Raw genomic sequence first — 25,554 nt, 5'->3', positions numbered from 1 at the left:
GGGGGGGGGGCTGCCGCCCCCCGCACCCCCCGCCTGGGGGAGATCCGATCTCCCCCGGACCCCCGCGAAATCTGGAGCAAGATGAGATGGCGTTGAGAGATGAGCGGGTGACGCTGGCGCATGGCGGCGGCGGCAAGGCGATGCGGGATCTGATCGAGGAGGTCTTTACCTCGGTCTTTCGGCCGCCCGGCATGGAGGATCAGGCGCGTCTGACCGAGGCGGCGCTGGCCGAACCCGGTGCGCGACTGGCCTTCACCACCGACAGCTATGTGGTGACACCGGTCGAATTTCCGGGCGGCGACATCGGCAAGATCGCGGTCTGCGGCACGGTGAACGATCTGGCCGTGGGCGGTGCGCGGCCCTTGTGGCTCTCGGCCGCCTTCATCATCGAGGAGGGGACCGAGGTGGCGCTGTTGCGCCGGATCGTCGCCACGATGGCGCGCGAGGCGGAAGCGGCCGGGGTGCGGATCGTCACCGGCGATACCAAGGTCGTCGGGCGCGGCGCCTGTGACGGGGTTTTCGTCACCACCGCGGGCGTTGGCGTGATCCCGGCGGGGCGCGAGATCGCGGCGGCGCGGGTGCGGCCGGGCGATGTGGCGATCGTCAATGGCGTGCTGGGCGATCACGGGGCCACCATCCTGGCGGCGCGGGGCGATCTGGCGCTGACATCGGACATCGAAAGCGATTGCGCCGCGCTCGGCCATCTGATGGCCGATGTGATCGCCGCCGCGCCGGGGATCCGCGGGGCCCGCGATCTGACCCGGGGCGGGCTTGCCTCGGCGCTGAATGAAATCGCCCAGACGGCGGGTTGCGGCATCATGATCGAGGAGACCGCGTTGCCGCTGCGCCCCGAGGTGGTGGGGCTGTGCGAGATCCTGGGGCTTGACCCGCTTTACCTTGCGAACGAGGGGCGGCTGGTCGTTTTCGTGCCCGAAGCCGAGGCGGCGGCGGCGCTCTCGGCGATGCGGGCGCGGCCCGAGGGCGCGGGGGCTTGCGTCGTCGGGCGGGCGGTGGCAGACCACGCGGGACAGGTGCGGATGCGCACGGCCTTTGGCGGGGCAAGGATCGTCGACATGCTGGTGGGTGAGCAGTTGCCGCGGATTTGTTGAGCGGCGGGCCGGGGCGGCGGGGACCGGTTCGGCCCAGATCGAAAGACGTTGACAGCGGGGGGCCGAAGGCCTCTCATTTGGGGAAAATTCGTTGGTTTCGCAGGGGCTTCGCAGAAGGCTGGGGCAAGCGGGACGGGCGAAGACGCAAGGGCAGGGCCCGGAAAGGAGCGATCATGACGGACGTTCCTGCGCCAGAGACGGAGATGCAGAGCACAGAGGGGGCCGCGGTCTCGGCGGCGCCGGAGCCGCGGGCGGTGGTGGCCATCGGCGCCTCGGCCGGGGGGCTTGATGCGCTCGAGCGGCTGTTTGACGGGCTGCCCGCCGATACCGGCGCGGCCTATGTGGTGATCCAGCACCTGTCGCCCGACCACAAGTCGATCATGGCCTCGCTGCTGGCGCGGCACACCCGGATGCCCGTCGTCACCGTCGAGGACGAGATGGAACTGGCCGCCGACACGGTGTTTCTGATCCCGCCCGCGGCGATCATGACGCTGGAGGGGCGGCACCTGCGGCTGGCGCCGAAGGATCGCCGCGTGCTGTCCCTGCCGATCGACGCGTTTTTCACCTCGATGGCCTCGGGCTATGGCAGCCGCGGCGTGGCGGTGGTGCTGTCGGGCACCGGCTCGGACGGCACCCGCGGCGTCGGCGCGGTGCATGCGGCGGGCGGCGTTGCCATCGCGCAAGACCCGCGCGACGCGCGCTTTGACGGCATGCCGCGTTCGGCCATCGCGACGGGCTTCATCGATTCCGCGCTGGGCATCGAGCGGATCGGGCCCTGGATCGCCGATTACCTGATCCGCCGGCCACGGCTGGGGCAGCTGACCGGGGCCGAGCGTCCCGATGCCGCGACGGGCGTGGCGGTGGATGACGACCGCATCGCCGTGGGCCAGTTCGACGGGCTGGAACCGGCCGAGGCGCTGGGCCGGATCGTCGAGATCCTGTCGCTCTCGGGCGAGGTGAATTTCCTTGATTACAAGCCCGGCACGGTGCAGCGCCGGATCGAGCGGCGGATGGGCGTGCGGCAGGTGCCGGACCTGACCTCCTATCTGGAGCTGCTCACGCATGACCGCACCGAACTGGCCTGCCTGCGCCGGGAAATGCTGATCCCGGTCACCTCGTTCTTCCGCGATCCCGAATCCTTTGCCGAACTGGCCGAGAAGGTGATCGATCCGCTGGTGGCGCAGGCCGCGGTGGGCTCGACGCTGCGGGTCTGGACGGCGGGCTGCGCGACGGGCGAGGAAGCCTATACGCTGGCGATGCTGTTCTTTGACGCTTTCGAGCGGGCGGGGCGCTGGCCGACGCTGAAGATCTTTGCCACCGATGTCGAGCCGGTGAACATCGAGACCGCGGCGGCCGGGTTCTTCCCCGAGACCATCGCCGCCGATCTGCCGACGACCTTCCTGGAACGTTTCTTCACCACCCGCGGCGGCCAATACACGATCCGCCCCGAGATCCGGCAGACCATCGTTTTCGCGCGCCACAACCTGCTGTCGGACCCGCCCTTTACCCGGATGGATCTGGTCACCTGCCGCAACACGCTGATCTATTTCCGCCCCGAGGCGCAGGAACGCGCGTTGCGGCGGATGCATTACGCGCTGCGCACCGGGGGCTATCTGTTCCTTGGCGGCTCCGAGGCGCTGGTGCAGGTGCAGGACGATTTTTCCGTGATGTCGGCGCGGCACCGGATCTGGCAGGCGCTGCGCCCGGGCGCCGCGCCGCTGACCGACCGCCGCGCCGGGCTTTACGTCACGCCGCGCCCGCCGCGCCTGCGCGCCGACAATGCGCCGCTCACCGCGGTCGAGCGCGGCTTTGCCACGCTGTCGCGCAGCTATGCGCCGCCGCCCGCGCTTCTGGTCAACAGCCACCACGAGATCCTGCATTCCTACGGCGAGGTCAGCCGCTTCATGCAGATGCGCGAAGGCGCCGCCTCGCTGGAGATCGGCCGGATGCTGGTCGAGCCGCTTCTGCCCGTCGCCTCGGCGCTTCTGTTCAAATCGGCGCGGCTGGGCGAAGAGGCGGCCTCGGATTCGATCCCGATCGCCGAGGGCGTCCTTGGCCCCGATCCGACCCGGCTGCGGCTGCGGGTCGTGCCGGTGAAACAGGGCACCGACAGCGACGAGGGGCGGCTTTACATCCTTGCCTTCGAGCCCGACGAGGGCGTCGATGACGGCATTTCCGGCATCGACATCGACCGCGAGGTCGGCGCCCGCATCGAGATGCTGGAAGCGGAACTGGCGATGACCCGCGAAAGCCTGCAGGCGATGATCGAGGAGCTGGAAACCTCGAACGAGGAATTGCAGGCGACGAACGAGGAGATGATGGCCTCGAACGAGGAGCTGCAGTCCGCCAACGAGGAATTGCAGTCGGTCAACGAGGAGCTGAACTCGCTCAATGCGGAATATCAGGAAAAGATCGACCTGCTGAACCGCTCGAATGCCGATCTGGACAGCCTGACCGAGATCATGGCGATGAGCACGATCTTTGTCGACAGCGAGCTGACGGTGACGCGGTTCAGCCCGGATGCGGCCGAGCTGTTCCGCATCCGCGATGTCGATGTCGGCCGTCCGCTCGGCGATCTGACGCATCGGCTGGATTATCCGGCGCTGCTCGACGATCTGCGCCGCACGCTGCAGGGCCAGTCGCGCACCGAGCGCGAGGTCTCGGGGCTGAACGGGCGGCATTATCTGGTGCGGATGCTGCCTTACCGGGTGCCGTCCTCCTCGGCGCAGGGTGCGGTGGTGACCTTTGTCGACATCACCCAGACCCGCAATCTGCAGCTTTTGCAGGCGGTGATCGACGGGCTGGCGGAACATGTGGCGGTGCTCGACGGGCATGGCGACATTCTGCTGGTGAACGCCGCCTGGACCCGGTTTGCGGCGGACAATGGCGATCCGGCGCTGGCCCATACCGGGGTCGGCACGAATTATGTGGGCCGCTGTGACATCGGCGAGGCGGCGGTGGATTCGACCTATGCGAAACGCGCGGTCGAGGGGATCCGCGGCGTGCTGACCGGCAAGCAGCGGCATTTCACCATGGAATATCCCTGCGATGCGCCGGGTCTGCCGCGTTGGTTCGTGATGCATGCGCGCCCGCTCGATGGCGCCCGCGGCGGCGCCGTGGTCAGCCATATCGAGATCACCCGCTGGCACAGCCATGCCGAGGCCCAGGGCGCGGCCGGATCTGCTGGACCCGAACCGGATGCGCCCGAAGCGGATGGGGGGGCGCCGCGCGCATGAGGCCCTCGGCCGGAATGATCGATGCCGATCTGGCGGGGGGCTTCGGCCACGATCTGGTGACGCTGACCGAACTGCAGTTCCGTCAGGTCGCGGCGGCGCTGACGGCGGCCGGTCTTGATGACACGGTGCTTCTGGTCTTCAACCGGCTGCGTCTGGGCGTCGTGGAACAGGCCGCCGCGCTGGGCCAGCTGATCGAAGAGGGCGCGCGCCAGCAGGCCGATCTGGAGGCGGTGCACAAGCTCCTGCGCGACGCCCCGGTGCCGATCCTGAGCCTCGATGTGACGCTGCGGCTGCATTATTCGAACGAGGCGGCGCGGCGGTTTCTGGGCGAGAGCTTCGAGCAGAACGGCGGCGCGGCGCTGCATCGGGCGCTGACGCGGCCGCAGATCAGCCGATTGTCGGCGGCGCTGGTGCGGGCGTGCGACCCGACGACGGCCGGACGCGATCTGACCCTGGTCTTCAATCCGGCGCCCGGGCAGCCGCGGACGGCGCGGGCCGCGCTGTTGCGGGCACGCAGGCCGCAGTCCGACACGGCGGGCCTGTGGTGGCTGCTGCTGCTGCCCGAGCCCGGACCCGAAGCCGCGATGGCGCATGCGGGCGCCGATCTGATGCGGCTTTTGCTTGACGCCATCCCCGATCCGGTCAGCGTCACCGATGCCGATGGCCGGATCAGCCTGGCGAACCGGGCCTTCCTGCGCGCCAACGGCCGCAGCGAGGCCGAGGTGATCGGCCAGATGCCGCAGGATTTCCTGCCGCTGATCGAGGCCTTGCACGCGGCGCAGCTGGATGCCCGGGTGCGCAAGACGCAAAGCGGGATCACGCTGGAACAGACGCGGCTGCGCCCGGCCGAGGGTCTCGCGCGGCAGGCCGAGGCGGCGCCCGCGGGGGGCTGGGAACGGCTGCGCACGGAAAAGACGCCGCTTTTTGACGATTTCGGCCAGGTCATCGGCGTCGTGACGCGCAGCCATGACGTGACCGAGGAGGTCCGGGCCCGCGAGCTGGCCGAGATGGTCTTCGACCAGTCCTCGGAGGCGATCGTGCTGACCGATCCCGATCTGCGGATCCTGCGCGCCAATGCCGCTTTCGAACAGGTGGCGGGCTTTGGCCAGGCGCGGCTGGTCGGGCGGCTGCTGGAGGGGCTTTTGATGGCGATGGCCGCCCCCGGTCCGGGGGCCGTGCCCGAGGCGGCCGGGCCGCAGGAGGCCTGGCTGGCCGAGTTGCAGGCGCGGGGGATCTGGCGCGGCGAGGCGGTTCTGCGCTCCTCCGAGGGCAAGTCGGTGATCTGCTGGAGCCGGATCACCCGTCTGGCCGATGCCTCGGGGCGGGTGCTGGGCCATGTGGCGATGTTCTCCGACCTGACGCCCTTGCGGCAGGCCCAGGCGGACAACCTGCGGCTGGCGAATTACGACCTGCTGACCGGCCTGCCGAACCGCACCCTGCTGGGCGAGCGGATCGACGGCTGGATCGAGCTGGCGGCGCGCAGCGGGCGCGGCTTTGCGGTGCTGTTCATCGATCTCGACCAGTTCAAGTCGGTCAATGACACGCTGGGCCATGAGACCGGCGACATGCTGCTGTCGGCGGTGGCGCAAAGGCTGCGGATCGGCACCGGGGCGGATCATTTCATCGCCCGGATCGGCGGCGACGAATTCGTGCTGCTTTTGGGCGACACCGGCGCCGAGGCGGCGCAGCGGCAGGCGCTGGCGCTGCTCGAGGCGCTGGCGGTGCCGATCGACCTGCCGGGGCTGCATCAGTATCGCCCGGCGGCGACGGTGGGGATCGCCTGTTTCGGCGCCCATGGCGAAAGCCGCGACGCGCTGTTGCGCAATGCCGATCTGGCGATGTACGCGGGCAAGATGAGCCGCCGCACGGTGATGATGTACGAGCCGCAGATGGGCGTCGAGGCGGCGCGGGAGCTAGATCTGCGCAATGCTCTGGCGGGCGCGGTCGAACGCGGCGAGATGGTGCTGCAGTTCCAGCCGCTCTTCGCGCTGGCCGACCGGGGTCTGCGCGGCTGCGAGGCGCTGATCCGCTGGAACCGGCCCGGCCGCGGCCTGATCCCCCCGGGCGATTTCCTGCCCGTCGCGCAGCGGGCGGGGCTGATGCCGGCGCTCGATCGCTGGGTCTTCGGCGAGGCGACGCGGACCTTGTGCCGCTGGCGCAAGTCCGGGCTGGTGGGGGCGGACTGGCTGATGTCGATCAACCAGACCGCCGCCGATCTGGCCGCGCCCGACTGGGCCGAGGCGCTGACGGGCTGTGCGGGCTGCGCCTGCGCCTGCACCGGGTTGCAGATCGAACTGACCGAGGATCAGCTGGCCGACCGGGTTCCGGGCGCGGTCGAGGCGCTGGGGCGGCTGCGCGCGCGCGGGCTGCGGCTGGCGATCGACGATTTCGGCACCGGCTATTCCTGTCTGGCCTATCTGGCGCGGCTGCCGGTCTCGATGCTGAAGATCGACGCGCATTTCGTGCGCGGCATCGAGGCGGACCGCAACGCCCGGCTGATCGTCGAGGCGATCACCGGGCTGGCGCGGCGCTTCGGCTATGTGACGCTGGCCGAGGGGATCGAGACCGAGGCCGAGGCGGCGACGCTGGCGGCGATGGGCTGCGACATGGGGCAGGGGTTCCTTCTGTCGCCGCCGCTGGCCCGTGCCGCCTTCGAGGCGCGGTTCCTGCATCCGGCGGCCTAGCCCCCCTTTCGCCCCCTGTCCTTTCGCCCCCTGTCCTTTCGTTGCGGGCGCCCTATCCTTGGGAAAGCTGCAAATCCCGGCCCGAAAGGAGCAAGATCATGTCGAACCTGCCGCCCTCGCCGCTTGGCACCTCGAAGAATTACCTGATCGCGATCGGGGTGGCCCTGCTTCTGGGCGGGTTCGAATTCTTCGGGATCTGGCGCCACGAGGAACGCGCCAAGGCCCAGGCCGCCGCCGCCGCCACTGCCGCCGCGACGGCGAAACCGGCGCCCGCCAGCTCCGCTCCTGCCAGTTCGGCCCCTGCGAACTGACGGCAAGCAAACAGGCGCGGTGTCCCGCGCCTGCCTGCCGCCCGGGGCAACGGGGGCGGTTACCCCTTCTTCACGGCCTTGAGCTTGTCGATGCCCAGAATCTTCATCGCCGCCTTTTCGTAAAAGGTCTCCGAGGTGCCGCGGCGCAGCTTGTGCATGAAATAGCGCTCGAAGCCCTCCTTGGCCCAATGCACCCATTTGCCCTGGCTCGACCAGTTCACGTTGCGCGGCGGGATCTGCGGCTGCGCCACGAAGGCGATGCCCTGATCGCCGAAATCCGCCAGACAGACGGCGTTCCAGCTGCCGACCTCGTCGGGCTCAAGGCCGCGGACGATCCGGCCGATGTTGTGGGCGGTGGCGGTGACCATGCTTTCGATCATGAAGCCGGTCTTCGGCACGCCGCAGGGCACCGGCGTCGGCCCGATCGGCGGGATCGCCACGCAGACCCCCACCGCGAAGACATTCTTGAAGGTCGGGTTCTGCTGGTGCTGATCGACGATGACGAAGCCGCGCGGGTTCACCAGCCCCTCGATCCCCATCAGCGCCTTGATGCCGCGAAAGGCGGGCAGCATCATCGCATAGCCGAAGGGCAGCTCTTTCTCGGGCTTCACCGTGCCGTCCTCGGTCACCTCCTCGACCACCATCTTGCCTTTCTCGACGCGCTTGATCCGGGTCGAGGTCATCCATTTGATGTGCTTGTCGCGCAGGTTGCCTTCCAGCAGGCCCTTGGTGTCGCCCACCCCGTCCAGCCCCAGATGCCCGACATAGGGCTCCGAGGTGACGAAGGTCATCGGCACCTTGTCGCGGATCTTGCGCTTGCGCAGCGCGGTATCGAGGATGAAGGTGAATTCGTAAGCCGGGCCGAAGCAACTTGCGCCCTGCGCCGCGCCGATGAGGATCGGGCCGGGGTTTTCGCAAAACCGGTCAAAGGCGAGACGCGCCTCCTCGGCATGGTCGATGTGGCAGATCGACTGCGTGTGGCCCTCGGGGCCGAAGCCCTCGATCTCGTCGAAGGCCAGTTCCGGGCCGGTGGCGATGACGATCTGGTCGTAGCTGACCGACTGGCCGTTTTCCAGCTCGACCCGGTTTTCGGCCGGATGCAGGCGCTTCGCCGCCACCGGGATGAAGTCGATGTTCTTCCGGGCCATCGTCGGCGCCAGATCGACGGTGATCTCCTTGCGCGAGCGCCAGCCCACCGCCACCCAGGGGTTCGAGGGCACGAAGTGATACATCGGATCCTTGGTGATGACGGTGACCTTGTCCTCCTTGCGCACCTGTTCGCGCAACTCGTACGCCATGATGGCACCACCCAAACCGGCGCCCAGAACCACGATATGAGCCATATGTCCCTCCCCGAACTGGCTGTCGGGCCGAAACCCTCAGATGCATATATGGGAATATGATTGTGCGACCTGTCAAGCGGGAAGATCGGCCCCGCGGATCCGGCGAAAAAGAAAGGGGCGGACAAGCGTCCGCCCCACAACCCTAGCATGAAATCGGCTCAGGTCACTTCGGCATTTCGGCCGAGATGCCTTCGACGAAGAAGTTCAGACCGGCGAGCTCGCCATCTTCCGGGGTCTTGCCCTCGGCCAGCCAGTCCGAGCCGTCCTGTTTCTTCAGCGGGCCGGTGAACGGGTGGTAGGAGCCGTCGGCGATCTTCGCGATCAGCGCCTCGGCCTCGGCCTTCACTTCGGCCGGCACGGCCGAGGTGATCTCGCCGATGCCCACCATGCCGGTGCCGATGCCGCCCCAGGTGCCTTCCGATTTCCAGCTGCCATCGACCAGCGCCTGCGCGCGCTTGATGTAATAGGGCGCCCAGTTGTCGATCGTCGAGGAGACGCGCGGGCTGGGCTTGAAGGCTTCCATGTCCGAGGCCTGCCCGAAGGTGAAGACCGTGCCCGCTTCCTGCGCCTTCGCCTGCGGCGCGGTCGAATCGGTGTGCTGCAGGATGAAGTCGCAGCCCTCGGCGATCAGCGCGGCGGCGGCATCGGCCTCTTTCGCCGGGTCGAACCAGGTGTAGGCCCAGACCACCTTGATCTCGACATCCGGGTTCACCTTTTTGGCGTGGATATAGGCGGCGTTGATGCCCTGGATCACCTCGGGGATCGGGAAGGAGCCGATGTAGCCGATCTTGTTCGTCTTCGTCATCCGGCCCGCGATCGTGCCCTGCACGGCGCGGCCTTCGTAGAAGCGCGCGTCATAGGTGGCCAGGTTCTCGGCCCGCTTGTAGCCCGTGGCGTGTTCGAATTTCACGTTCGGGAATTTCGCGGCCACGTTCACCGTCGCATCCATGAAACCGAAGGAGGTCGCGAAGATCAGCTGGTTGCCTTCCAGCGCCAGCTGGGTCAGGGCGCGTTCGGCATCCGGGCCTTCGGGCACGTTCTCGATGAAGGAGGTGACGACCTTGCCGCCCAGCGCCGTTTCCATTTCGCGGCGGGCGACGTCATGCTGATACGACCAGCCCATGTCGCCCACCGGGCCGACATAGATGAAGCCGATCTTCAGCGGATCGGCGGCGGCCACCGGCAGGCCGACGGCGGCAAGCGTCGCGGTGGCGGCGGTGGTCTTCAGGAAGGATCTGCGGTCCATTTGAGCTTCCTTGTGTGCTGGGCGGATGCCCGGGTTTGGCCTCAGCTCGAGGCGTGGAACGACCGCCCCAGCGCCGCCGGCGCGGCCGGTGCCCCGTGGCGGTGGGTGGCAGAGAGGATCACCAGCACCAGCACGGTGATCACATAGGGCGCCATCGTCAGGAAATGCACCGGGATCGCATAGCCCGCCGCCTGCAGCTGCAGCTGCAGCGCGGTGATGCCGCCGAACATATAGGCGCCAATGAGCACGCGTTCGGCCCGCCAGGACGCGAAGACGACGATGGCCAGCGCGATCCAGCCCGCCCCCGCGGTCATCCCCTCGGTCCATTGCGGCACGCGCACCAGCGACAGATAGGCCCCGCCCAGCCCCGCCAGCGCGCCGCCAAAGGCCAGCGCGGCGCAGCGCAGGGCGATGACCCGATAGCCCAGCGCATGCGCGGCATCGTGGTTCTCGCCCACCGCGCGCAGGATCAGCCCAAGGCGGGCGTATTTCAGAAACGCCCAGACCCCGGCCACCAGCACGAGCGAGACATAGACCATCCAGTCATGGCCAAAAAGGATGGGGCCGATCACCGGCAGATCGGCCAGCGGGCCGAAGGGCATCTTGCCGGTGGGGGGCGGGCGCACGCCCTCGAAGCCCTTGCCGACAAGGGCCGACAGGCCGAGGCCGAACAGCGTCAGGGCAAGGCCGGTGGCGGTCTGGTTCGACAGGAAGACCTGCGTCAGAACGGCGAACAGGCTGGCCAGAAGCGCCCCCGCCAGCGCCCCGCCCGCAAAGCCCAGCACCGGGCTGCCGGTGCCGACGGCGGTGGCAAAGCCCGCGACGGCGCCGACGATCATCATCCCCTCGACGCCAAGGTTCAGCACGCCCGCCTTTTCGGCCACAAGCTCGCCCGTCGCCGCCAGCAGAACCGGCGTCGAGGCCGCCATCAGCGCCGCGATCAGGGTGACGATATCGATGCCGCCGATCATTTCGAGCCCTTTCCAAGGCGCAGACGGTACTGCGTGAGCAGGTCGAATCCCAAGAGGAAAAACAAAAGCATGCCCTGGAACACCTGAATCGCCGCGGTGGGCAGGCCCAGCATCAGCTGCGCCATGTCGCCGCCGATATAGGTCAGCGCCATCAAAAGCCCGGCCAGCAGGATGCCGATCGCGTTCAGCCGCCCCAGAAAGGCGACGATGATCGCGGTGAAGCCATAGCCCGCGTTGAAACTGTCGGTGATCTGACCCGAGGGGCCCGCCACCTCGAACATCCCCGCCAGCCCCGCCAGTGCGCCCGAAAGCCCCAGACAGAACATCACCAGCTTCGCCGGCAGCACGCCTGCGAACCGGGCCGCCCGCGGCGCCTCGCCCGCGACGCGGATGCGGAAGCCCGCGATGTGGCGGCTCATCAGCACATAGGTGGCGATGACCGCGACAAAGGCCGCGACGACGCCCCAATGCATGCCGGTGCCCGCGATGAGCTCGGGGTTATGCGCCGAAGGGTATTGCTGCAGGTTGCGCGAGCCCGGAAAGCCGTAGCCCTCGGGGTTCTTCAGTGGGCCAAAGGCCGCCCAGGCCAGAAAGCTCTGCGCCACATAGACGAGCATCAAGGACACAAGGATTTCCGAGGTGCCGAAAAGCACCTTCAGCACCGCGGGGATCATCCCCCAGATCCAGCCGCCCAGCGCGCCCGCCACCACCATCGCCGGGAAAAGCCAATGACTTTCCGCAGGATAGGCCGCCAGCGCGACCGAGGCGCCCGCCAGCGCCCCCATGATGTATTGCCCCTCGGCGCCGATGTTCCAGATCCCGGCGCGGAACCCCACGGCAAGCCCCGCCGCGATCAGGATCAGCGGCCCGGCCTTCACCAGCAGCTGGCCGCGGAAATAGGCGGCGTTCGGGCCGAAGAGCGGGTCGTAAAAGATCACCTTGATCGCCGCGACCGGATCCTTGCCGAGGATCGCGAACAGCACGCCGCCCGCGATCATCGTCGCGATGACCGCCAGAACCGGCGTGGTGAAGGACCAGAACCGCGAGGGCGTCGGGCGTTTGATCAGCGTAATCACAGCGCCGCCTCCTGCATGCCATGGGCGCCGCCCAGCATCAGCCCGATCTCTTCCATCGTCAGCCCCTCGGTCGGGCGCGGTTCCGACAGCCGCCCCTCGTTCAGTGCGCAGAAGCGATCGGCGATTTCCATAAGTTCGTCAAGGTCTTGGCTGATCACGATCACCGCCGCGCCCTTCGCGGCCAGATCCAGAAGCGATTGCCGGATCGCGGCGGCGGCGGCGGCATCGACGCCCCAGGTCGGCTGGTTCACCACCAGAACCTCGGGCGCCTGCAAGACCTCGCGGCCGATGACGAATTTCTGCAGATTGCCGCCCGACAGCGCGCGCGCGGCCACCTGCGGGCCGGGGGTGCGGACGTCAAAGCCCTTGATGATTTCCTCGGCAAAGCGCCGTGCCGCGCCCATGTTCAAAAACCCGTTCCGCGTCAGGGGCCTGCGCACGGTGCCCGTCAGGATCGCGTTTTCCATCAGGCTCAGGTTCGGCACGGCGGCATGGCCAAGCCGCTCCTCGGGCGCCGCCAGAAGCCCCAGACGGCGGCGGTCGTTCGGCCCAAGGTCGGAAATGTCCTGCCCGTGCAGGCTGACCGTGCCCGCGCCCGAGGGCCGTTCGCCCGAAAGCGTGGCCAGAAGTTCCTCCTGCCCGTTGCCCGCGACGCCGCCGATGCCCAGCACCTCGCCCGCCGCAAGGGTGAAACAGACGTCTTTCAGCGCCGGGCCGAATTGCGTCATCGGCGGCAGGTTCAGGTGATCGACTTCAAGGATCACCGCGCCGCTTTTCCGCCCGGCCCGGTCGGTCGCGGCGAATTCGCCGCCCACCATCAGCTCGGCCAGCTCGCGCGCCGATTTTTCCCGCGGGATGCAGCTGGCCACCACCTTGCCGCCGCGCAGGATCGTCGCGCCGTCGCACAGGCTGCGGATTTCCTCAAGCTTATGAGAAATATAAAGAATCGCCGTGCCCTCGGCGGCCAGCTTGCGCAGGGTGTGAAACAGGATCTCCACCTCTTGCGGCGTCAGGACCGAGGTCGGCTCGTCCATGATCAGAAGCTTCGGGTCCTGCAACAGACAGCGGATGATCTCGACCCGCTGGCGTTCCCCCGCTGACAGATCGCCAACGATCCGCCCGGGATCAAGCGGCAGCCCGTAAGCCGCGGAAATCGCGCGGATCCGCTCGGCCAGATCGCGCATCGGCGGCGGATTTTCCATGCCCAGCGCGACGTTTTCCGCGACGTTCAGCGCCTCGAACAGCGAGAAATGCTGAAACACCATCGCCACGCCCGCGGCCCGCGCGGCGCGCGGCTCGGCGGGCGCATAGGGGCGGCCCGAAAGTTCCATCCGCCCGGCATCGGGCTTCACCAGCCCGTAAATCATCTTCACCAGCGTCGATTTGCCGGCGCCGTTTTCGCCCAAAAGCGCATGCACCTTGCCCGGCGCGACCTCGAAGCCCACCCCGTCGTTCGCCACGACCCCGGGATAGGCCTTGGTCAGGCCCTCGATCTTGAGCAGCGACCCTGTCACCCGGTCTGTCCTTCCGTGTTGACGGCCAGCAAGGCTCGGCTGACCCGCTCCCTCAGTAGCGCGGCGGCGACGGAAATCGCAATGGCCTGCGGCTCCTTTCCCAATGCCGGATCGCCTATCGGGCAGGCAATGCGCGAAATTTGCGCGTGGTCGTGCCCCAGATCGCGCAGCCTGTGCTGAAATCTTGACCATTTGGTCGCAGAACCGATCACCCCGCAGGCGGCAAAGCCGTGGCGCAGAACCCGGTGGCACAACTCGAGGTCGAGCGCATGCGAATAGGTCAGGATCAGGTGGTGTGCTGACGCTGCGGCAAGCGGCACCAGATCGGCGGGATTTTCGGCAATGACCGGGGTGACGGCTTCGGGAATCGTCGCGGGGAATCGGCTCCGGTCGAAATCGGCCCAGCGGATCGACCAATGGGGCAGGGGGGCCAGCGTCGCGACCAGCGCCCGCCCGACATGGCCCGCGCCCCAGATCCACAGCTCCTGCGCCGGGGGGGCCAGCGGCTCGATCAGCCAGCCGTCGAGCAGCCGCGGCGGGGCTTCGCCGCTGTTGCGCGCCCGGCTCAGCGCGCGCTGCACCGAAAGCGGCATTTCCGAGCCGGTCAACGGCCGGGCATGGATCGGCCCGGTGATCCGCGCAAGGCTCTCGGCATCCAGCGGCTCGAAGGCCAGCGTCACCGCGCCGCCGCAGCATTGCCCCAGCGCCGGGCCCAGCGGAAAGCGGCGCAGGGCGGGGGCGCGCAGGCCGCGGGCGATCGCGGTGGCCTCGGCTTCCAGCGTGCCGCCGCCGATCGTGCCTTGCGTGTGATCGTGCCAGACCAGCATCTCGGCGCCGACCTCGCGCGGGGTCGAGCCCCTGGTTTCGACCACCAGCACCCGGACAAAGGGCCCCTTCGCCGCCGCCTGCGCAAGGGCTTGAAGATGCAGGCTCATGCCCGCCCCTCGGCGCGGCGCACGGCGGCCAGGACCGCTTCGGGCGTCGCGGGCGCCTGCAGGTCGGGCCAATGCGGCCCGCAGGCGGCGCAGGCATCCGTCAGCGCCAGAAAGGCGGAAATCCCCAAAAGGAAAGGCGGCTCGCCCACGGCTTTGGAGCGAAAGATCGTGTCCTCGCGGTTCGGCTGGTCCCACAGCGCGACATTGAAGATGCGCGGCCGGTCGGAAAAGGCGGGGATCTTGTAGGTCGAGGGCGCATGGGTCAGCAGCCGCCCGCGGTGATCCCAGACCAGTTCTTCGGTCGTCAGCCAGCCCGCGCCCTGCACATAGCCGCCCTCGACCTGCCCGATATCCAGCGCCGGGTTCAGGCTGGCCCCGGCATCGTGCAGGATATCGGTGCGCAAGATGCGGTTTTCGCCGGTGAGCCGGTCGATCACCACCTCGGTGATCGCGGCGCCATAGGCGAAATACAAAAACGGCCGCCCCTGACCGCGCAGCCGGTTCCACGAGATCTTGGGCGTGGCGTAAAACCCTGTTGCAGAAAGAGAAATCCGCGCCATATAGGCCGCCGCGACGGTCTCGGCAAAGCTCCAGCGCTTGCCCTTCGCCCGCACCTGCCCGGCTTCGAAAACCACATCTGCCGCAGTGCAGCCCTCGCGCGCGGCGACGAAGTCGGCCAGCCGCCCGCGCAGGATCTCGCAGGCGTCCTTCACCGCCATGCCGTTCATGTCGGCCCCCGAGGAGGCCGCGGTGGCCGAGGTATTGGGCACTTTCGAGGTATCGGTCGCGGTGATCCGCACCTGCGCCGGATCAATCCCCAGCACCGCCGCCGCCACCTGCACCATCTTCGCATGCAGGCCCTGACCCATCTCGGTGCCGCCATGGTTGAGCGCCACCGAACCGTCGGTATAGATCTGCACCAGCGCGCCCGCCTGATTGAGATGGGTCAGCGTGAAGGAAATCCCGAATTTCACCGGCGACAGCGCAATGCCACGCGCCAAGGTTCGATTTGTGCTATTCCATGCGGCAATTTCGGCCTTCCGCGCGGTGAAATTAGCAGATTTCTGCAGGCGTGCGACCAGCTCGGTCAGGACGCAATCCTCGACTTCCTGGCCGTAATGCGTCGTCTGCTTCTTCTTGGCGGCATTACGCCCGGGGGGGCTCGGGGGGGCAGACAGCCCCCCTGTCTCCGGCGGCTCATAGAAATTCAACGCCCGCAACTCGGCCGGATCCCGGCCCATCACTCGCGCCAGATGCTCGATGGCGCGTTCCATGCCCAGCGCGCCTTGCGGGCCGCCAAAGCCGCGAAAGGCGGTGTTCGATTGCGTATTCGTCCGCAGCCGGTGGCTTTCGACGCGCAGCGCGGGGACGAAATAGCAGCCATCGGCATGCAGCATCGCGCGGTCGCAAACCGGCAGGCTCAGATCGGCCGACCAGCCGCAGCGCGCCAGATGCACGAAATCCGCGCCCACAAGCTTGCCCGCGGCATCGGCGCCGATCCGATAGCGGATGCGGAAATCATGCCGTTTCCCGGTGATCCCCATATCGTCGTCGCGGTCGTAGCGCATCTTGCAGGGCCGCCCGGTCGCCATCGCCGCCACCGCGCAGGCAATCGCCAGATGATTGCCCTGGCTTTCTTTTCCGCCGAACCCCCCGCCCATCCGCCGCATCTCGACCCGCACATCGTGGAACGCCAGCCCCAGCGCATGGGCGACCTTGTGCTGGATTTCCGACGGATGCTGGCTGGAACACTGGATCACCACCCCGCCTTCCGCGGGCAGCGCCAGCGCGGCCTGGCCTTCGAGGTAGAAATGCTCCTGCCCGCCGATCTCGAACGTGCCTTCGGCCAGATGCGCCGCCCCGGCCAAGGCGGTCTCGACATCGCCGCGCGCCCAGATCACCGGCCCGGCCTCGAACCGGCTGTCGGCCGCAAGCGCCTGATCGAGCGTCAGAATCGCCGGGCGCGGCGCATAGGTGAGGCGCGCCCGACGTGCGGCGATCCGCGCCGCCCGGTGGCTGGTGGCGGCGACCAGAAAGATCGGCTGGCCGACATGATGCACTTCGCCCGTGGCCAGAACCGGCTCGGGGCTTGGCGCGGGCGAGGCATTGTTTTCATGCGGCAGATCGGCTGCCGTGAAGACGGCCACCACACCGGGGCTTTGCCGCACCGGATCAAGGTCAAGCGCGGTGATCGCGGCCGAGGCCTCGGTCGACAGGCCAAAGGCCAGATGCAGCGTGTTCGCGGGGCAGGGCAGGTCGTCCAGATAGCGCGCTTGCCCGGTCACATGCGCCCGCGCCGAGTCATGCGGCAGCGGTTTGCCGACGCTCATGGTGTCACCTCCAGCACCGCGACGGCTTCGCCCGAAAGCGCGCGGACATAACGCAGCGCCATTGCCTGCGCCGCATTCATCCGATAGGCCGCCGAGGCGCGCATGTCGGAAAGCGGCGTGAAATCGCGCGCCAGCAGCGGCAGCGCGGCGGCGACGGTGGCCTCGCTGAAAACCTGCCCGATCAGCGCCGCCTCGAAGGCGGCGGCCCGTTTCGGGATCCCCGCCATGCCGCCAAAGGCCACGCGCGCAGTTTCAATTATCGAACCTTTCAGGGTCAGATTGAAGCATCCGCAGACGGCAGAAATGTCCTGATCGAACCTTTTCGACAATTTGTAGCAGCGCAGCCCCGGCGCGGATGTCGGCAAGGTCACGCTTTCGACGAATTCGCCCGGCCGCCGGTCCTGTTTGCGGTAATCGAGGAAGAACTCCTCAAGGGGCATCGTGCGGCGTTCGGCGCCGCGCCGGAGTGTCAGACGCGCCCCCAGCGCGATCAACGCCGGCGGCCCGTCGCCGATCGGCGAGCCGTTGGCGATGTTGCCCCCGATCGTCGCCACCTGCCGCACCTGTTCCGAAGCGAAGCGGCGCAAGAGATCCGCCAGCGCCGGATGCGGCCCCTCGGCCCAGGCGCGCAGGGCCGCGATAGTGACCCCCGCGCCGATCACGACGCCATCAGCGGTCTCTCGGATCTGCGTCAAGTCCTTGCAATGGCTAAGAAACGCCACTTCGGGCAGGTCGCGCAGCGCTTTCGTCACCCACAGGCTGACATCGGTTCCGCCCGCGATCAGCGTTGCCTCGGGGTGTGCGAGATACCACGTTGCCAGCTCTTCCCCGGTTTCCGGCAGGAAGGCGGGGGCTGTCTGCCCCCGCACCCCCGAGGATATTTCCGCCAAGGTGAAAAGGGCATCGGCTTGCAGCCACTCGGCGGGCGGTTCCGTGGCGGCTGCCTCGGCGGCGCGCAGGATCGGCGCGTAGCCGGTGCAGCGGCAGAGGTTGCCCGCCAGAAGGTCGTCGTAATCCCGGCGGCCGTTGCCATGCGCCGTTGCCATCGAGACGATGAAACCGGGGGTGCAAAAGCCGCATTGGCTGCCGTGATGGTCGATCATCGCCTGTTGCACCGGGTGCAGGCGGCCGTCCGGCGCCGCGATCCCCTCGACGGTGCGCAGCGCCTTGCCCGCCAGTTGCGGCAGCATCATCAGGCAGGCATTGACCGCGCGGCTGCCCGCCGCGTCGGTCACCATCACCGTGCAGGCGCCGCAATCGCCCTCGTTGCAGCCCTCCTTGGTGCCGGTCAGCCCCTCGGCGCGCAGCCAGTCCAGCAGGCTTTGCGTCGGATCCCCGATCCGCACCTGCCGGGTTTCTCCATTGAGAAGAAACGCAATTTCCATGGCGTCTTCCGCCGCGATACCGGTTTCCGGCCTCCCCCGCCCGATGCGGCGTAGAGCGGGGGGCTCTCCCGCAATCAGCTTTGCGCAGGGGGGACGCTCTGGCAAGGATTTCGGGCGGCGGGGGACGGAAAATGCACCGCATGGTCAATTATTGGGCGGCTTGCCCCGCCCCTTCGCGGCCCGTAGTCTGCGGCAATGCGTGATCCCCGATTCATCCACCTGCGCGTGCACACCGAATATTCGCTGCTTGAGGGCGCGGTTCCGGTGAAGAAGCTGATCAAGCTTTGCGACGCGATGAACATGCCGGCCGTTGCGGTGACCGACACCAATGCGATGTTCGCGGCGCTGGAATTTTCCGTTCTGGCGCAAGGGGCTGGGCTGCAACCGATCGTCGGTTGCCAGGTCTCGGTCGCCTATGAGATCGCGGCGCCCGGCGAACGGCCGCGTCTGCCCGCGCCGGTCGTGCTGCTGGCGCAGAACGAAGCGGGTTACATGAACCTGATGAAGCTCTCGTCGTGCCTTTACGTCGACAAGGGCGGGCAGCTGCCGCAGGTGACGCTTGAGGATCTGGAGGCCCATGCCGAGGGGCTGATCTGCTTGAGCGGCGGGGCCGAGGGGCCGGTGGGCAAGCTCTTGCAGCATTCTCAGGCGGGCAAGGCGCGGCTGTTGATGGAGCGGCTGGCGGCCTGCTATCCGACCCGGCTTTATGTCGAGCTGCAGCGCCATCCGGGCGAGGGCGGGCAGCTGACCGAGGGCGAGCGGATGACCGAGCGGCCCTTTGTCGAAATGGCCTATGACCTTGGCCTGCCGCTGGTGGCGACGAATGACGTCTACTTTCCAAAATCCGACATGTACGAGGCGCATGATGCGATGATCTGCATCGCCGAGGGCGCCTATGTCGATCAGATCGAGCCGCGCCGCCGCCTGACGCCGCAGCATTATCTGAAGACCGAGGCGGAGATGGCCGCCCTCTTTGCCGATCTGCCCGAGGCGCTTGAAAACACGGTCGAAATCGCCAAGCGCTGTGCCTTTGCCGCGTTCAAGCGCAAGCCGATCCTGCCGCGCTTCGCCGATGACGAGGTGGAGGAATTGCGCCGTCAGGCCTGGGAGGGGCTGCGCGCAAGGCTGGCGGTGATCCCGCATGCGGTGCCGGTGGCCGAATACGAAGAAAGATTGAAATTCGAACTTTCGATCATCGAGCAGATGGGGTTTCCCGGCTACTTCCTGATCGTGGCCGACTTCATCAAATGGGGCAAGTCGCAGGGGATTCCGGTGGGGCCGGGGCGGGGGTCCGGGGCCGGTTCGCTGGTCGCCTATGCGCTGACGATCACCGACCTTGACCCGTTGCGCTACAGCTTGCTGTTCGAGCGGTTCCTGAACCCCGAGCGGGTCTCGATGCCCGACTTCGACATCGACTTCTGCATGGATCGCCGCGAGGAGGTGATCAAATACGTGCAGGGCAAATACGGCCGCGACAAGGTCGGGCAGATCATCACCTTCGGTGCGCTTCTGTCGAAAGCCGCCGTGCGCGACGTCGGCCGCGTCTTGCAGATGTCTTACGGACATGTCGACAAATTGTCGAAAATGATCCCGGTCGAGGGGGTGAAGCCGGTCTCGATCGAAAAGGCGCTGGCCGACGAGCCGCGCCTGCGCGAGGCGGCGAAATCCGAAGAGGTGGTGGCGCGGCTGCTGAATTATGCGCAGGCGATCGAGGGGCTGTTGCGCAACGCCTCGACCCATGCCGCCGGGGTGGTGATCGGCGACCGGCCGCTTGATGCGCTGGTGCCGCTTTATCAGGATCCGCGGTCCGACATGCCGGCGACCCAGTTCAACATGAAATGGGTCGAACAGGCGGGGCTGGTGAAGTTCGACTTTCTGGGGCTCAAGACGCTGACGGTGATTCAGAACGCCGTCAACCTGATCCTGAAATCCGGCCGTCCGCTGCATGTAAACCCTTTGGGGGAAACACTTTATACGCCCGCCGAGGGGGCCGCGAACGAGATCAACCTGATCCCGATCGACGATGCGAAGACCTACGAGCTTTATGCGGCGGCGAAGACGGTCGCGGTGTTCCAGGTCGAATCCACCGGCATGATGGACGCGCTGCGGCGGATGAAACCGACCTGCATCGAGGACATCGTGGCGCTGGTGGCGCTGTATCGCCCCGGCCCGATGGAGAACATTCCGACCTATTGCGAGGTGAAACACGGGCTGCGGCCGCTCGAATCGCTGCATGCGACCATCGATCCGATCCTGAAGGAGACGCAGGGCATCATCGTTTATCAGGAACAGGTGATGCAGATCGCGCAGGTCATGGGGGGCTACAGCCTTGGCGGTGCCGACCTTTTGCGTCGCGCGATGGGGAAAAAGATCGCCGAGGAAATGGCGAAGGAACGCCCGAAATTCATCGAGGGCGCCAAGGCCACGCATGGCATCGAGGCGAAAAAGGCGGGCGAAGTCTTTGACCTGCTGGAGAAATTCGCGAACTACGGCTTCAACAAATCGCACGCCGCCGCCTATGCGATCGTGTCTTACCAGACCGCCTGGCTGAAGGCGAACCATCCCGTCGAATTCATGGCGGGCGTGATGAACTGCGATATCCATCTGACCGACAAGCTCGCCATTTACACCGCCGAGGCGCGGCGGGGCTTGGGGATCGAGGTCGTTCCGCCTTGCGTGAACCGCTCGCTCGCCACCTTTGACGTCGTCGATCAGAAGCTGGTCTATGCGCTGGGCGCGTTGAAGAATGTCGGCGTCGAGGCCATGCGGCTGATCGAAAAAGCCCGTGAGGACAAGCCCTTCCGCGATCTGGTCGAGTTTGCGCGGCGCTGTGATCTGAAGCGGATCGGCAAGCGGCCGCTGGAGATGCTGGCGCGGGCAGGGGCCTTCGACAAGCTTGATCCGAACCGGAAACGGGTGTTCGAGAGCCTCGAATCGCTGATGGCCTGGTCCGCGGCGGTGACCGAGGCGAAAGCCTCGGCGCAGGTGTCGCTGTTTGGCGAGGCGGGCGACGATCTGCCGCCGCCGCGGCTGGCCGACACCGACGATTGGCTGCCGGGCGAGCGTCTGGCCGAGGAGCACAAGGCGATCGGCTTTTATCTCTCGGGCCATCCGCTCGATGACTATCTGCCTGCGTTGAAACGGAAAAAGGTGCTGACTTTGGCCGATGTCACGGCCAAGGCGCTGGGGCAGGGGCCCTTCATCGGCAAGATCGCCGGGCAGGTGGCGGCGCGGTCAGAACGCAAATCGGCCAAGGGCAACCGCTTTGCCTTCGTGTCGCTTTCGGACCCCACCGGCCCCTATGAGGTCACGGTCTTTTCCGACACGCTCGAAGCCTGCCGCGCGCATCTGGAACCCGGGTTGGCGGTGGTGCTGACGGTCAAGGTCGATGTCGAGGGCGAGACGGTGAAGATGCTGTGCCAGAATGCGGCGCCGATCGACACCGTGGCCAGCGATGCCGGGGCCGGATCGGGGCTGCTGATCCACCTTGAAACGCCCGAGGCGGTATCCTCGGTGGCTGCACTTTTCGAACGTATTGCCGCCGAAGGGCGGGTGAAATCGCGCGGACAAGTGACCTTTTCCGTCTTCGACCCGGAAAAGCGTCGCCGCTACCAGATCACCGCCGGACGCGAGCTGCCGGTGAACCCGCAGGTCAAGGGCGCGCTGCGCAGCCTGCGCGGCGTCGTGCAGGTGGAGGAGGTCTGAGCCCGCTCACCAATGCGGCGGCTTCTGATCCGCCAGCGGAATTCCCCCGCCTGCGGCAAATTCGCGCTCGGCCTCGCGCTCCATCAACAGCCCCAAAAGCCGCGACATCCGCGCGATATCGCGGCCTTGCGCCGTCAGAACGTCGCTCAACTCGTCCACGGTCTTGCGCAGATGCGCCAGTTCTTCTTCGGCGCGCTCGATCCTGTCGCTCATTTGCCCTCTCGTGCTTGCCGCGATGGCCCCCATCCGCTACACCCTCGCCCGAGAAACGATCGGGTGCAAGACCATGTCCAGCGAGAAGAAACCGCGCCGTCCGAAGGCCGAGACGCCCAAGGGGTTCCGCGACTATTTCGGCGCCGAGGTGACCGAGAGGGCCGCGATGCTGTCGACCATCGCCGAGGTCTACCGCGCGCATGGGTTTGATCCGCTGGAAACTTCGGCCGTGGAAACGGTCGAGGCGCTGGGCAAGTTCCTGCCCGATGTCGACCGCCCGAACGAAGGCGTCTTTGCCTGGCAGGACGAGGGCGGCGATTGGCTCGCGCTGCGCTATGACATGACGGCGCCGCTCGCCCGTGTTGCCGCGCAGTTCAGGAACGACCTGCCCAGCCCCTATCGGCGCTACACGATGGGCCCGGTCTGGCGCAACGAAAAGCCCGGTCCGGGGCGGTTTCGTCAATTCTATCAATGTGATGCGGATACGGTGGGGGCGGCCTCGGTTGCCGCCGATGCCGAGATCTGCGGCATGCTTTCGGACGCCTTGGAAGCGGTGGGCATTCCGCGCGGCGATTATATGGTGCGGGTCAACAACCGCAAGGTGCTGAACGGCGTGATGGAAGTGGCGGGGGTGCTTGACCCCTCCGACCCGGATCGCTTCGCCGAGGAACGCGGCATCGTGCTGCGCGCCATCGACAAATTCGACAAGTTCGGCGAGGCGGGCGTGCGCGCGCTGATGGGCAAAGGGCGGCTCGACGAGTCGGGCGATTTCACCAAGGGCGCCGGGCTTTCTGATGCTCAGGCCGATGTGGTGATGGGCTTCATGGAGGCCAAACGCGACAGCGGCGCCGCCACGGTCGCGCGTCTGCGCGAGCTGGTTTCGGGCTCGGCTCTCGGCGCGGCGGGTGTCGATGAACTTGAATTCATTGCGCAAATCCTGGACGGGCAAGGCTATGGCCCGGACCGGATCGTGATTGACCCCTCGGTCGTGCGCGGCCTTGGCTATTACACCGGGCCGGTGTTTGAAGCCGAACTGACCTTTGAAATCCTGGATGAAAAGGGGCGCAAACGCAGCTTCGGCTCGGTCGCGGGTGGCGGACGCTATGATGATCTGGTGAAACGGTTCACCGGGCAAGAGGTCCCCGCGACCGGCGTTTCGATCGGCGTCGACCGGCTCTTGGCCGCGCTGCGCGCCAAGGGGCGGATCGGTGGTGCGGCGCAAGGTCCGGTCGTCGTCACCGTGATGGATCGCGACCGGATGGGCGACTATCTCGCCATGGCCGCGACGCTGCGCCGGGCGGGGATCCGTGCCGAGGTTTATCTCGGCAACCCGAAAAACTTCGGCAACCAGCTCAAATATGCCGACAAGCGCGAAAGCCCGGTGGCGATCATCCAGGGCGCCGACGAGGCCGCCCGCGGTGTCGTGCAGATCAAGGACCTGATCCTGGGCGCGAAGATCGCCGCCTCGGCCAGTGTTGAAGAATGGAAAGCGCAACCGGCGCAATTCGAGGTTTCGACTGGGGAAATGGTTGCAAAAGTGCAAGAGGTTCTTGCGCGCTACGGGGTGAAGTGATGGCGTCGAAGGCCGAGGCGCGATCCGTCGGGCAGCGGCTTCTGGCCGCTTTCGAGGCTGCGGGGGCAGTGGAAGTCACCCCCGACATCCTGCAACCGGCCGAGGCTTTGCTCGATCTTTACGGCGAAGACATTCGGGCCCGCGCCTATGTCACCGCCGACCCCCTGCGCGGCGAGATGATGGCTCGCCCCGATTTCACCGTGCCCGTGGTGCAGGCGCATATGGCCGAGGGGGCGGAACCCGCCCGTTACGCCTATATGGGCGAGGTCTTCCGCAAGCAGGATCATCGCGGCACCGCCCGGGTGGCCGAGTATTTTCAGGCCGGCTACGAGATCTTTGACCGCGAAGACCCCGAGGCCGCCGATGCCGAGGTTTTCGCGCTTTTCGCCAAGCTTCTGAAACCGCTCGATCTTTCTGCCACCATCGGGGATATCGGCCTGTTGCGTGCGGCGGTCGAGGGGCTCGACACCCTGCCCGCGCGCAAGGCCGCGCTGGCCCGTCACATCTGGCGCCCGAAGCGCTTTCATCGGCTGATGGAGCGCTATGCCGGTCTTGTGCCCGTTCCCGACAGCCGCGCCGCGCTGCTTTCGGGGGCGACGCCCGACGCCCCCTGGATCGGCCTGCGCGCGCCCGAGGAAATGGCCGCCCGCATTGCCGTGCTGCAGGCCGATGCCGAAACCGCGCCGATCGCGGCCGAGGATGTCGCCCGGCTCGATGCGCTTTTTGCGCTGCGCTGCACCGCCGACCGGGCGCCGGCGCAGCTCACCGATCTGGGCATCGCGGCGCTGGCCCCGGCCATCACCCGGCTGGAACGGCGGCTTGCGGAGCTGGATGCGCGCGGCATCGACCTGACTCGGCTCGTCTTCGAGGCCAGCCACGGCCGCGCCACGATGGAATATTACGACGGCTTCGTCTTCAGCTTCGAGACCGCCGATCCGGGCTTTCCGCCGATCGCCTCGGGCGGGCGCTATGACGCGCTGACCCGGGTTCTGGGCGGCGGGCGCGAGATCCCGGCGGTGGGCGGCGTGATCCGTCCGGGCCTTGTCGCAGATCTCGGGGGGCTCGCATGAGCGCGATCAAACTCGGTGTGCCGTCCAAGGGGCGGCTGATGGAGCAGTGCTTCGACTGGTTCGCGGCGCGCGGTCTCACGCTCAAACGCACGGGGTCGGACCGCGAATATGCGGGCGCGGTCGAGGGGGCGGAAGCCGTTGAACTGGTTCTGCTTTCCGCCGGTGAAATCCCGCGGGAGCTGGCCGCGGGGCGGATCCATCTGGGCGTCACCGGCTCGGATCTGGTGCGCGAGAAACTGGCCGATTGGGAAACCCAGGTCGCGGATCTGGCGCCGATGGGCTTTGGCCATGCCGATCTGATCATCGCCGTGCCCGCCTGCTGGGCCGATGTCGACACGCTCGAAGACCTCGATGCCGCGGCGCATGCCTTCCGGGCCGCGCATGGTCACCGGCTGCGGATCGCGACGAAATATCATCGCCTGCTGCGCGAGTTTCTGGCGCGCGAGGGCGTGGCCGACTGGCAATCGGTCGACAGTCAGGGCGCGACCGAGGGCACGGTGAAGAACCTCACCGCCGAGGCGGTGGCCGATATCACCTCTTCGGGGGAAACGCTGCGCGCCAACCACCTGAAGATCCTGTCGGACGGGCTGATCCACCAAAGCCAGGCCACGCTTTTCGCGGCGCGGGCGGCGGATTGGGCCGGGCTCGAGACGCCCTTTGCGGCGCTGTGCGCGCAGCTTGGCGTGAACGCGCCGAAGCTCTGAAAAGACCCCGGCTTTCACCTTGGGACAAATATCCCGGGGGGAGAGGCCGCAGGCCGAGGGGGGCAGCGCCCCCCCCCCCCCCCCCCCCGAACCCCCGGGGGGGGGGGCCCCAAGACCCCGGCCCCCCCCCGGCCCAAAACCCCGGGGGT

The 25,554-nt window shown here is 67.4% G+C and carries 17 protein-coding genes; 8 read left to right on the top strand and 9 right to left on the bottom strand.

The window, feature by feature from the left end:
- Positions 1–86: 86 nt before the first annotated feature.
- From hypE to FBT96_RS11755, 4 genes are all read left to right on the top strand, one after another.
- Positions 87–1,109, top strand: a complete 1,023-nt coding sequence (hypE, locus tag FBT96_RS11770) for a hydrogenase expression/formation protein HypE (protein ID WP_136906876.1) — start codon at positions 87–89, stop codon at positions 1,107–1,109.
- Between the two features lie 203 nt (positions 1,110–1,312).
- A complete protein-coding gene (locus FBT96_RS11765) occupies positions 1,313–4,345 on the top strand; it encodes a CheR family methyltransferase (RefSeq protein WP_249306452.1) in 3,033 nt (1,010 codons plus the stop codon).
- 14 nt (positions 4,346–4,359) lie between these two features.
- The gene (locus FBT96_RS11760; protein WP_169583405.1) at positions 4,360–7,029 is read left to right on the top strand and encodes a putative bifunctional diguanylate cyclase/phosphodiesterase; all 2,670 of its coding nucleotides are present in this window, start codon (positions 4,360–4,362) and stop codon (positions 7,027–7,029) included.
- Between the two features lie 98 nt (positions 7,030–7,127).
- Positions 7,128–7,340: a hypothetical protein gene (locus FBT96_RS11755; RefSeq protein ID WP_136906870.1), complete on the top strand. Its 213-nt coding sequence runs from the start codon at positions 7,128–7,130 to the stop codon at positions 7,338–7,340.
- A gap of 59 nt (positions 7,341–7,399) precedes the next feature.
- Here the strand turns inward: FBT96_RS11755 and FBT96_RS11750 are convergent, their stop codons facing one another.
- The 8 genes from FBT96_RS11750 to xdhA all read right to left on the bottom strand — a co-directional run bounded on the left by FBT96_RS11750 (position 7,400) and on the right by xdhA (position 18,140).
- Complete coding sequence (locus FBT96_RS11750) at positions 7,400–8,683, bottom strand: NAD(P)/FAD-dependent oxidoreductase (protein ID WP_136906868.1); 1,284 nt, start codon at positions 8,681–8,683, stop codon at positions 7,400–7,402.
- 163 nt (positions 8,684–8,846) lie between these two features.
- The gene (locus tag FBT96_RS11745; RefSeq protein ID WP_136906866.1) at positions 8,847–9,929 is read right to left on the bottom strand and encodes a BMP family ABC transporter substrate-binding protein; all 1,083 of its coding nucleotides are present in this window, start codon (positions 9,927–9,929) and stop codon (positions 8,847–8,849) included.
- A gap of 41 nt (positions 9,930–9,970) precedes the next feature.
- Positions 9,971–10,900, bottom strand: a complete 930-nt coding sequence (locus FBT96_RS11740) for an ABC transporter permease (RefSeq protein ID WP_136906864.1) — start codon at positions 10,898–10,900, stop codon at positions 9,971–9,973.
- A complete protein-coding gene (locus tag FBT96_RS11735) occupies positions 10,897–11,976 on the bottom strand; it encodes an ABC transporter permease (protein ID WP_136906862.1) in 1,080 nt (359 codons plus the stop codon). Before FBT96_RS11735 ends, FBT96_RS11740 begins: the two co-directional genes overlap by 4 nt.
- Positions 11,973–13,490 carry an ABC transporter ATP-binding protein gene (locus tag FBT96_RS11730; RefSeq protein ID WP_136906860.1) on the bottom strand — a complete coding sequence of 506 codons (1,518 nt, stop codon included), beginning with the start codon at positions 13,488–13,490 and terminating at the stop codon, positions 11,973–11,975. The genes FBT96_RS11735 and FBT96_RS11730 overlap by 4 nt, the downstream gene beginning before the upstream one ends.
- A complete protein-coding gene (gene xdhC, locus FBT96_RS11725; protein WP_136906858.1) occupies positions 13,487–14,425 on the bottom strand; it encodes a xanthine dehydrogenase accessory protein XdhC in 939 nt (312 codons plus the stop codon). Before xdhC ends, FBT96_RS11730 begins: the two co-directional genes overlap by 4 nt.
- On the bottom strand, positions 14,422–16,755 hold the full coding sequence (gene xdhB, locus FBT96_RS11720) for a xanthine dehydrogenase molybdopterin binding subunit (RefSeq protein WP_136906856.1): 2,334 nt from the start codon (positions 16,753–16,755) through the stop codon (positions 14,422–14,424). The genes xdhC and xdhB overlap by 4 nt, the downstream gene beginning before the upstream one ends.
- Positions 16,752–18,140, bottom strand: a complete 1,389-nt coding sequence (gene xdhA, locus FBT96_RS11715; RefSeq protein ID WP_136906854.1) for a xanthine dehydrogenase small subunit — start codon at positions 18,138–18,140, stop codon at positions 16,752–16,754. Before xdhA ends, xdhB begins: the two co-directional genes overlap by 4 nt.
- 195 nt (positions 18,141–18,335) lie before the next feature.
- Here xdhA and dnaE point away from each other — a divergent pair, with 195 nt between their 5' ends.
- A complete protein-coding gene (gene dnaE / locus FBT96_RS11710) occupies positions 18,336–21,845 on the top strand; it encodes a DNA polymerase III subunit alpha (protein ID WP_136906852.1) in 3,510 nt (1,169 codons plus the stop codon).
- 6 nt (positions 21,846–21,851) lie between these two features.
- Here the strand turns inward: dnaE and FBT96_RS11705 are convergent, their stop codons facing one another.
- Positions 21,852–22,058, bottom strand: coding sequence for a SlyX family protein (locus FBT96_RS11705; protein WP_136906850.1), 207 nt, complete (start codon positions 22,056–22,058; stop codon positions 21,852–21,854).
- A 73-nt stretch (positions 22,059–22,131) separates the two neighbouring features.
- Here FBT96_RS11705 and hisS point away from each other — a divergent pair, with 73 nt between their 5' ends.
- Genes hisS through hisG form a run of 3 tightly spaced genes read left to right on the top strand, consistent with a single transcriptional unit; the run spans position 22,132 to position 25,405 of the window.
- Positions 22,132–23,631, top strand: a complete 1,500-nt coding sequence (gene hisS / locus FBT96_RS11700; RefSeq protein ID WP_136906848.1) for a histidine--tRNA ligase — start codon at positions 22,132–22,134, stop codon at positions 23,629–23,631.
- Positions 23,631–24,701 (top strand): ATP phosphoribosyltransferase regulatory subunit, encoded by a 1,071-nt coding sequence (locus tag FBT96_RS11695; protein ID WP_136906846.1) that lies wholly within the window; start codon positions 23,631–23,633, stop codon positions 24,699–24,701. The genes hisS and FBT96_RS11695 overlap by 1 nt, the downstream gene beginning before the upstream one ends.
- Positions 24,698–25,405 (top strand): ATP phosphoribosyltransferase, encoded by a 708-nt coding sequence (hisG, locus tag FBT96_RS11690; protein WP_136906844.1) that lies wholly within the window; start codon positions 24,698–24,700, stop codon positions 25,403–25,405. The genes FBT96_RS11695 and hisG overlap by 4 nt, the downstream gene beginning before the upstream one ends.
- The last annotated feature ends 149 nt before the right edge of the window (positions 25,406–25,554 follow it).

The sequence above is a fragment of the Rhodobacter capsulatus genome, from assembly GCF_005144475.1.
Taxonomy (GTDB): Bacteria; Pseudomonadota; Alphaproteobacteria; order Rhodobacterales; family Rhodobacteraceae; genus Rhodobacter; species Rhodobacter capsulatus_C.
Note: the sequence above shows the minus strand (reverse complement) of the source record. Positions and strands in the feature narration are given on the sequence as shown.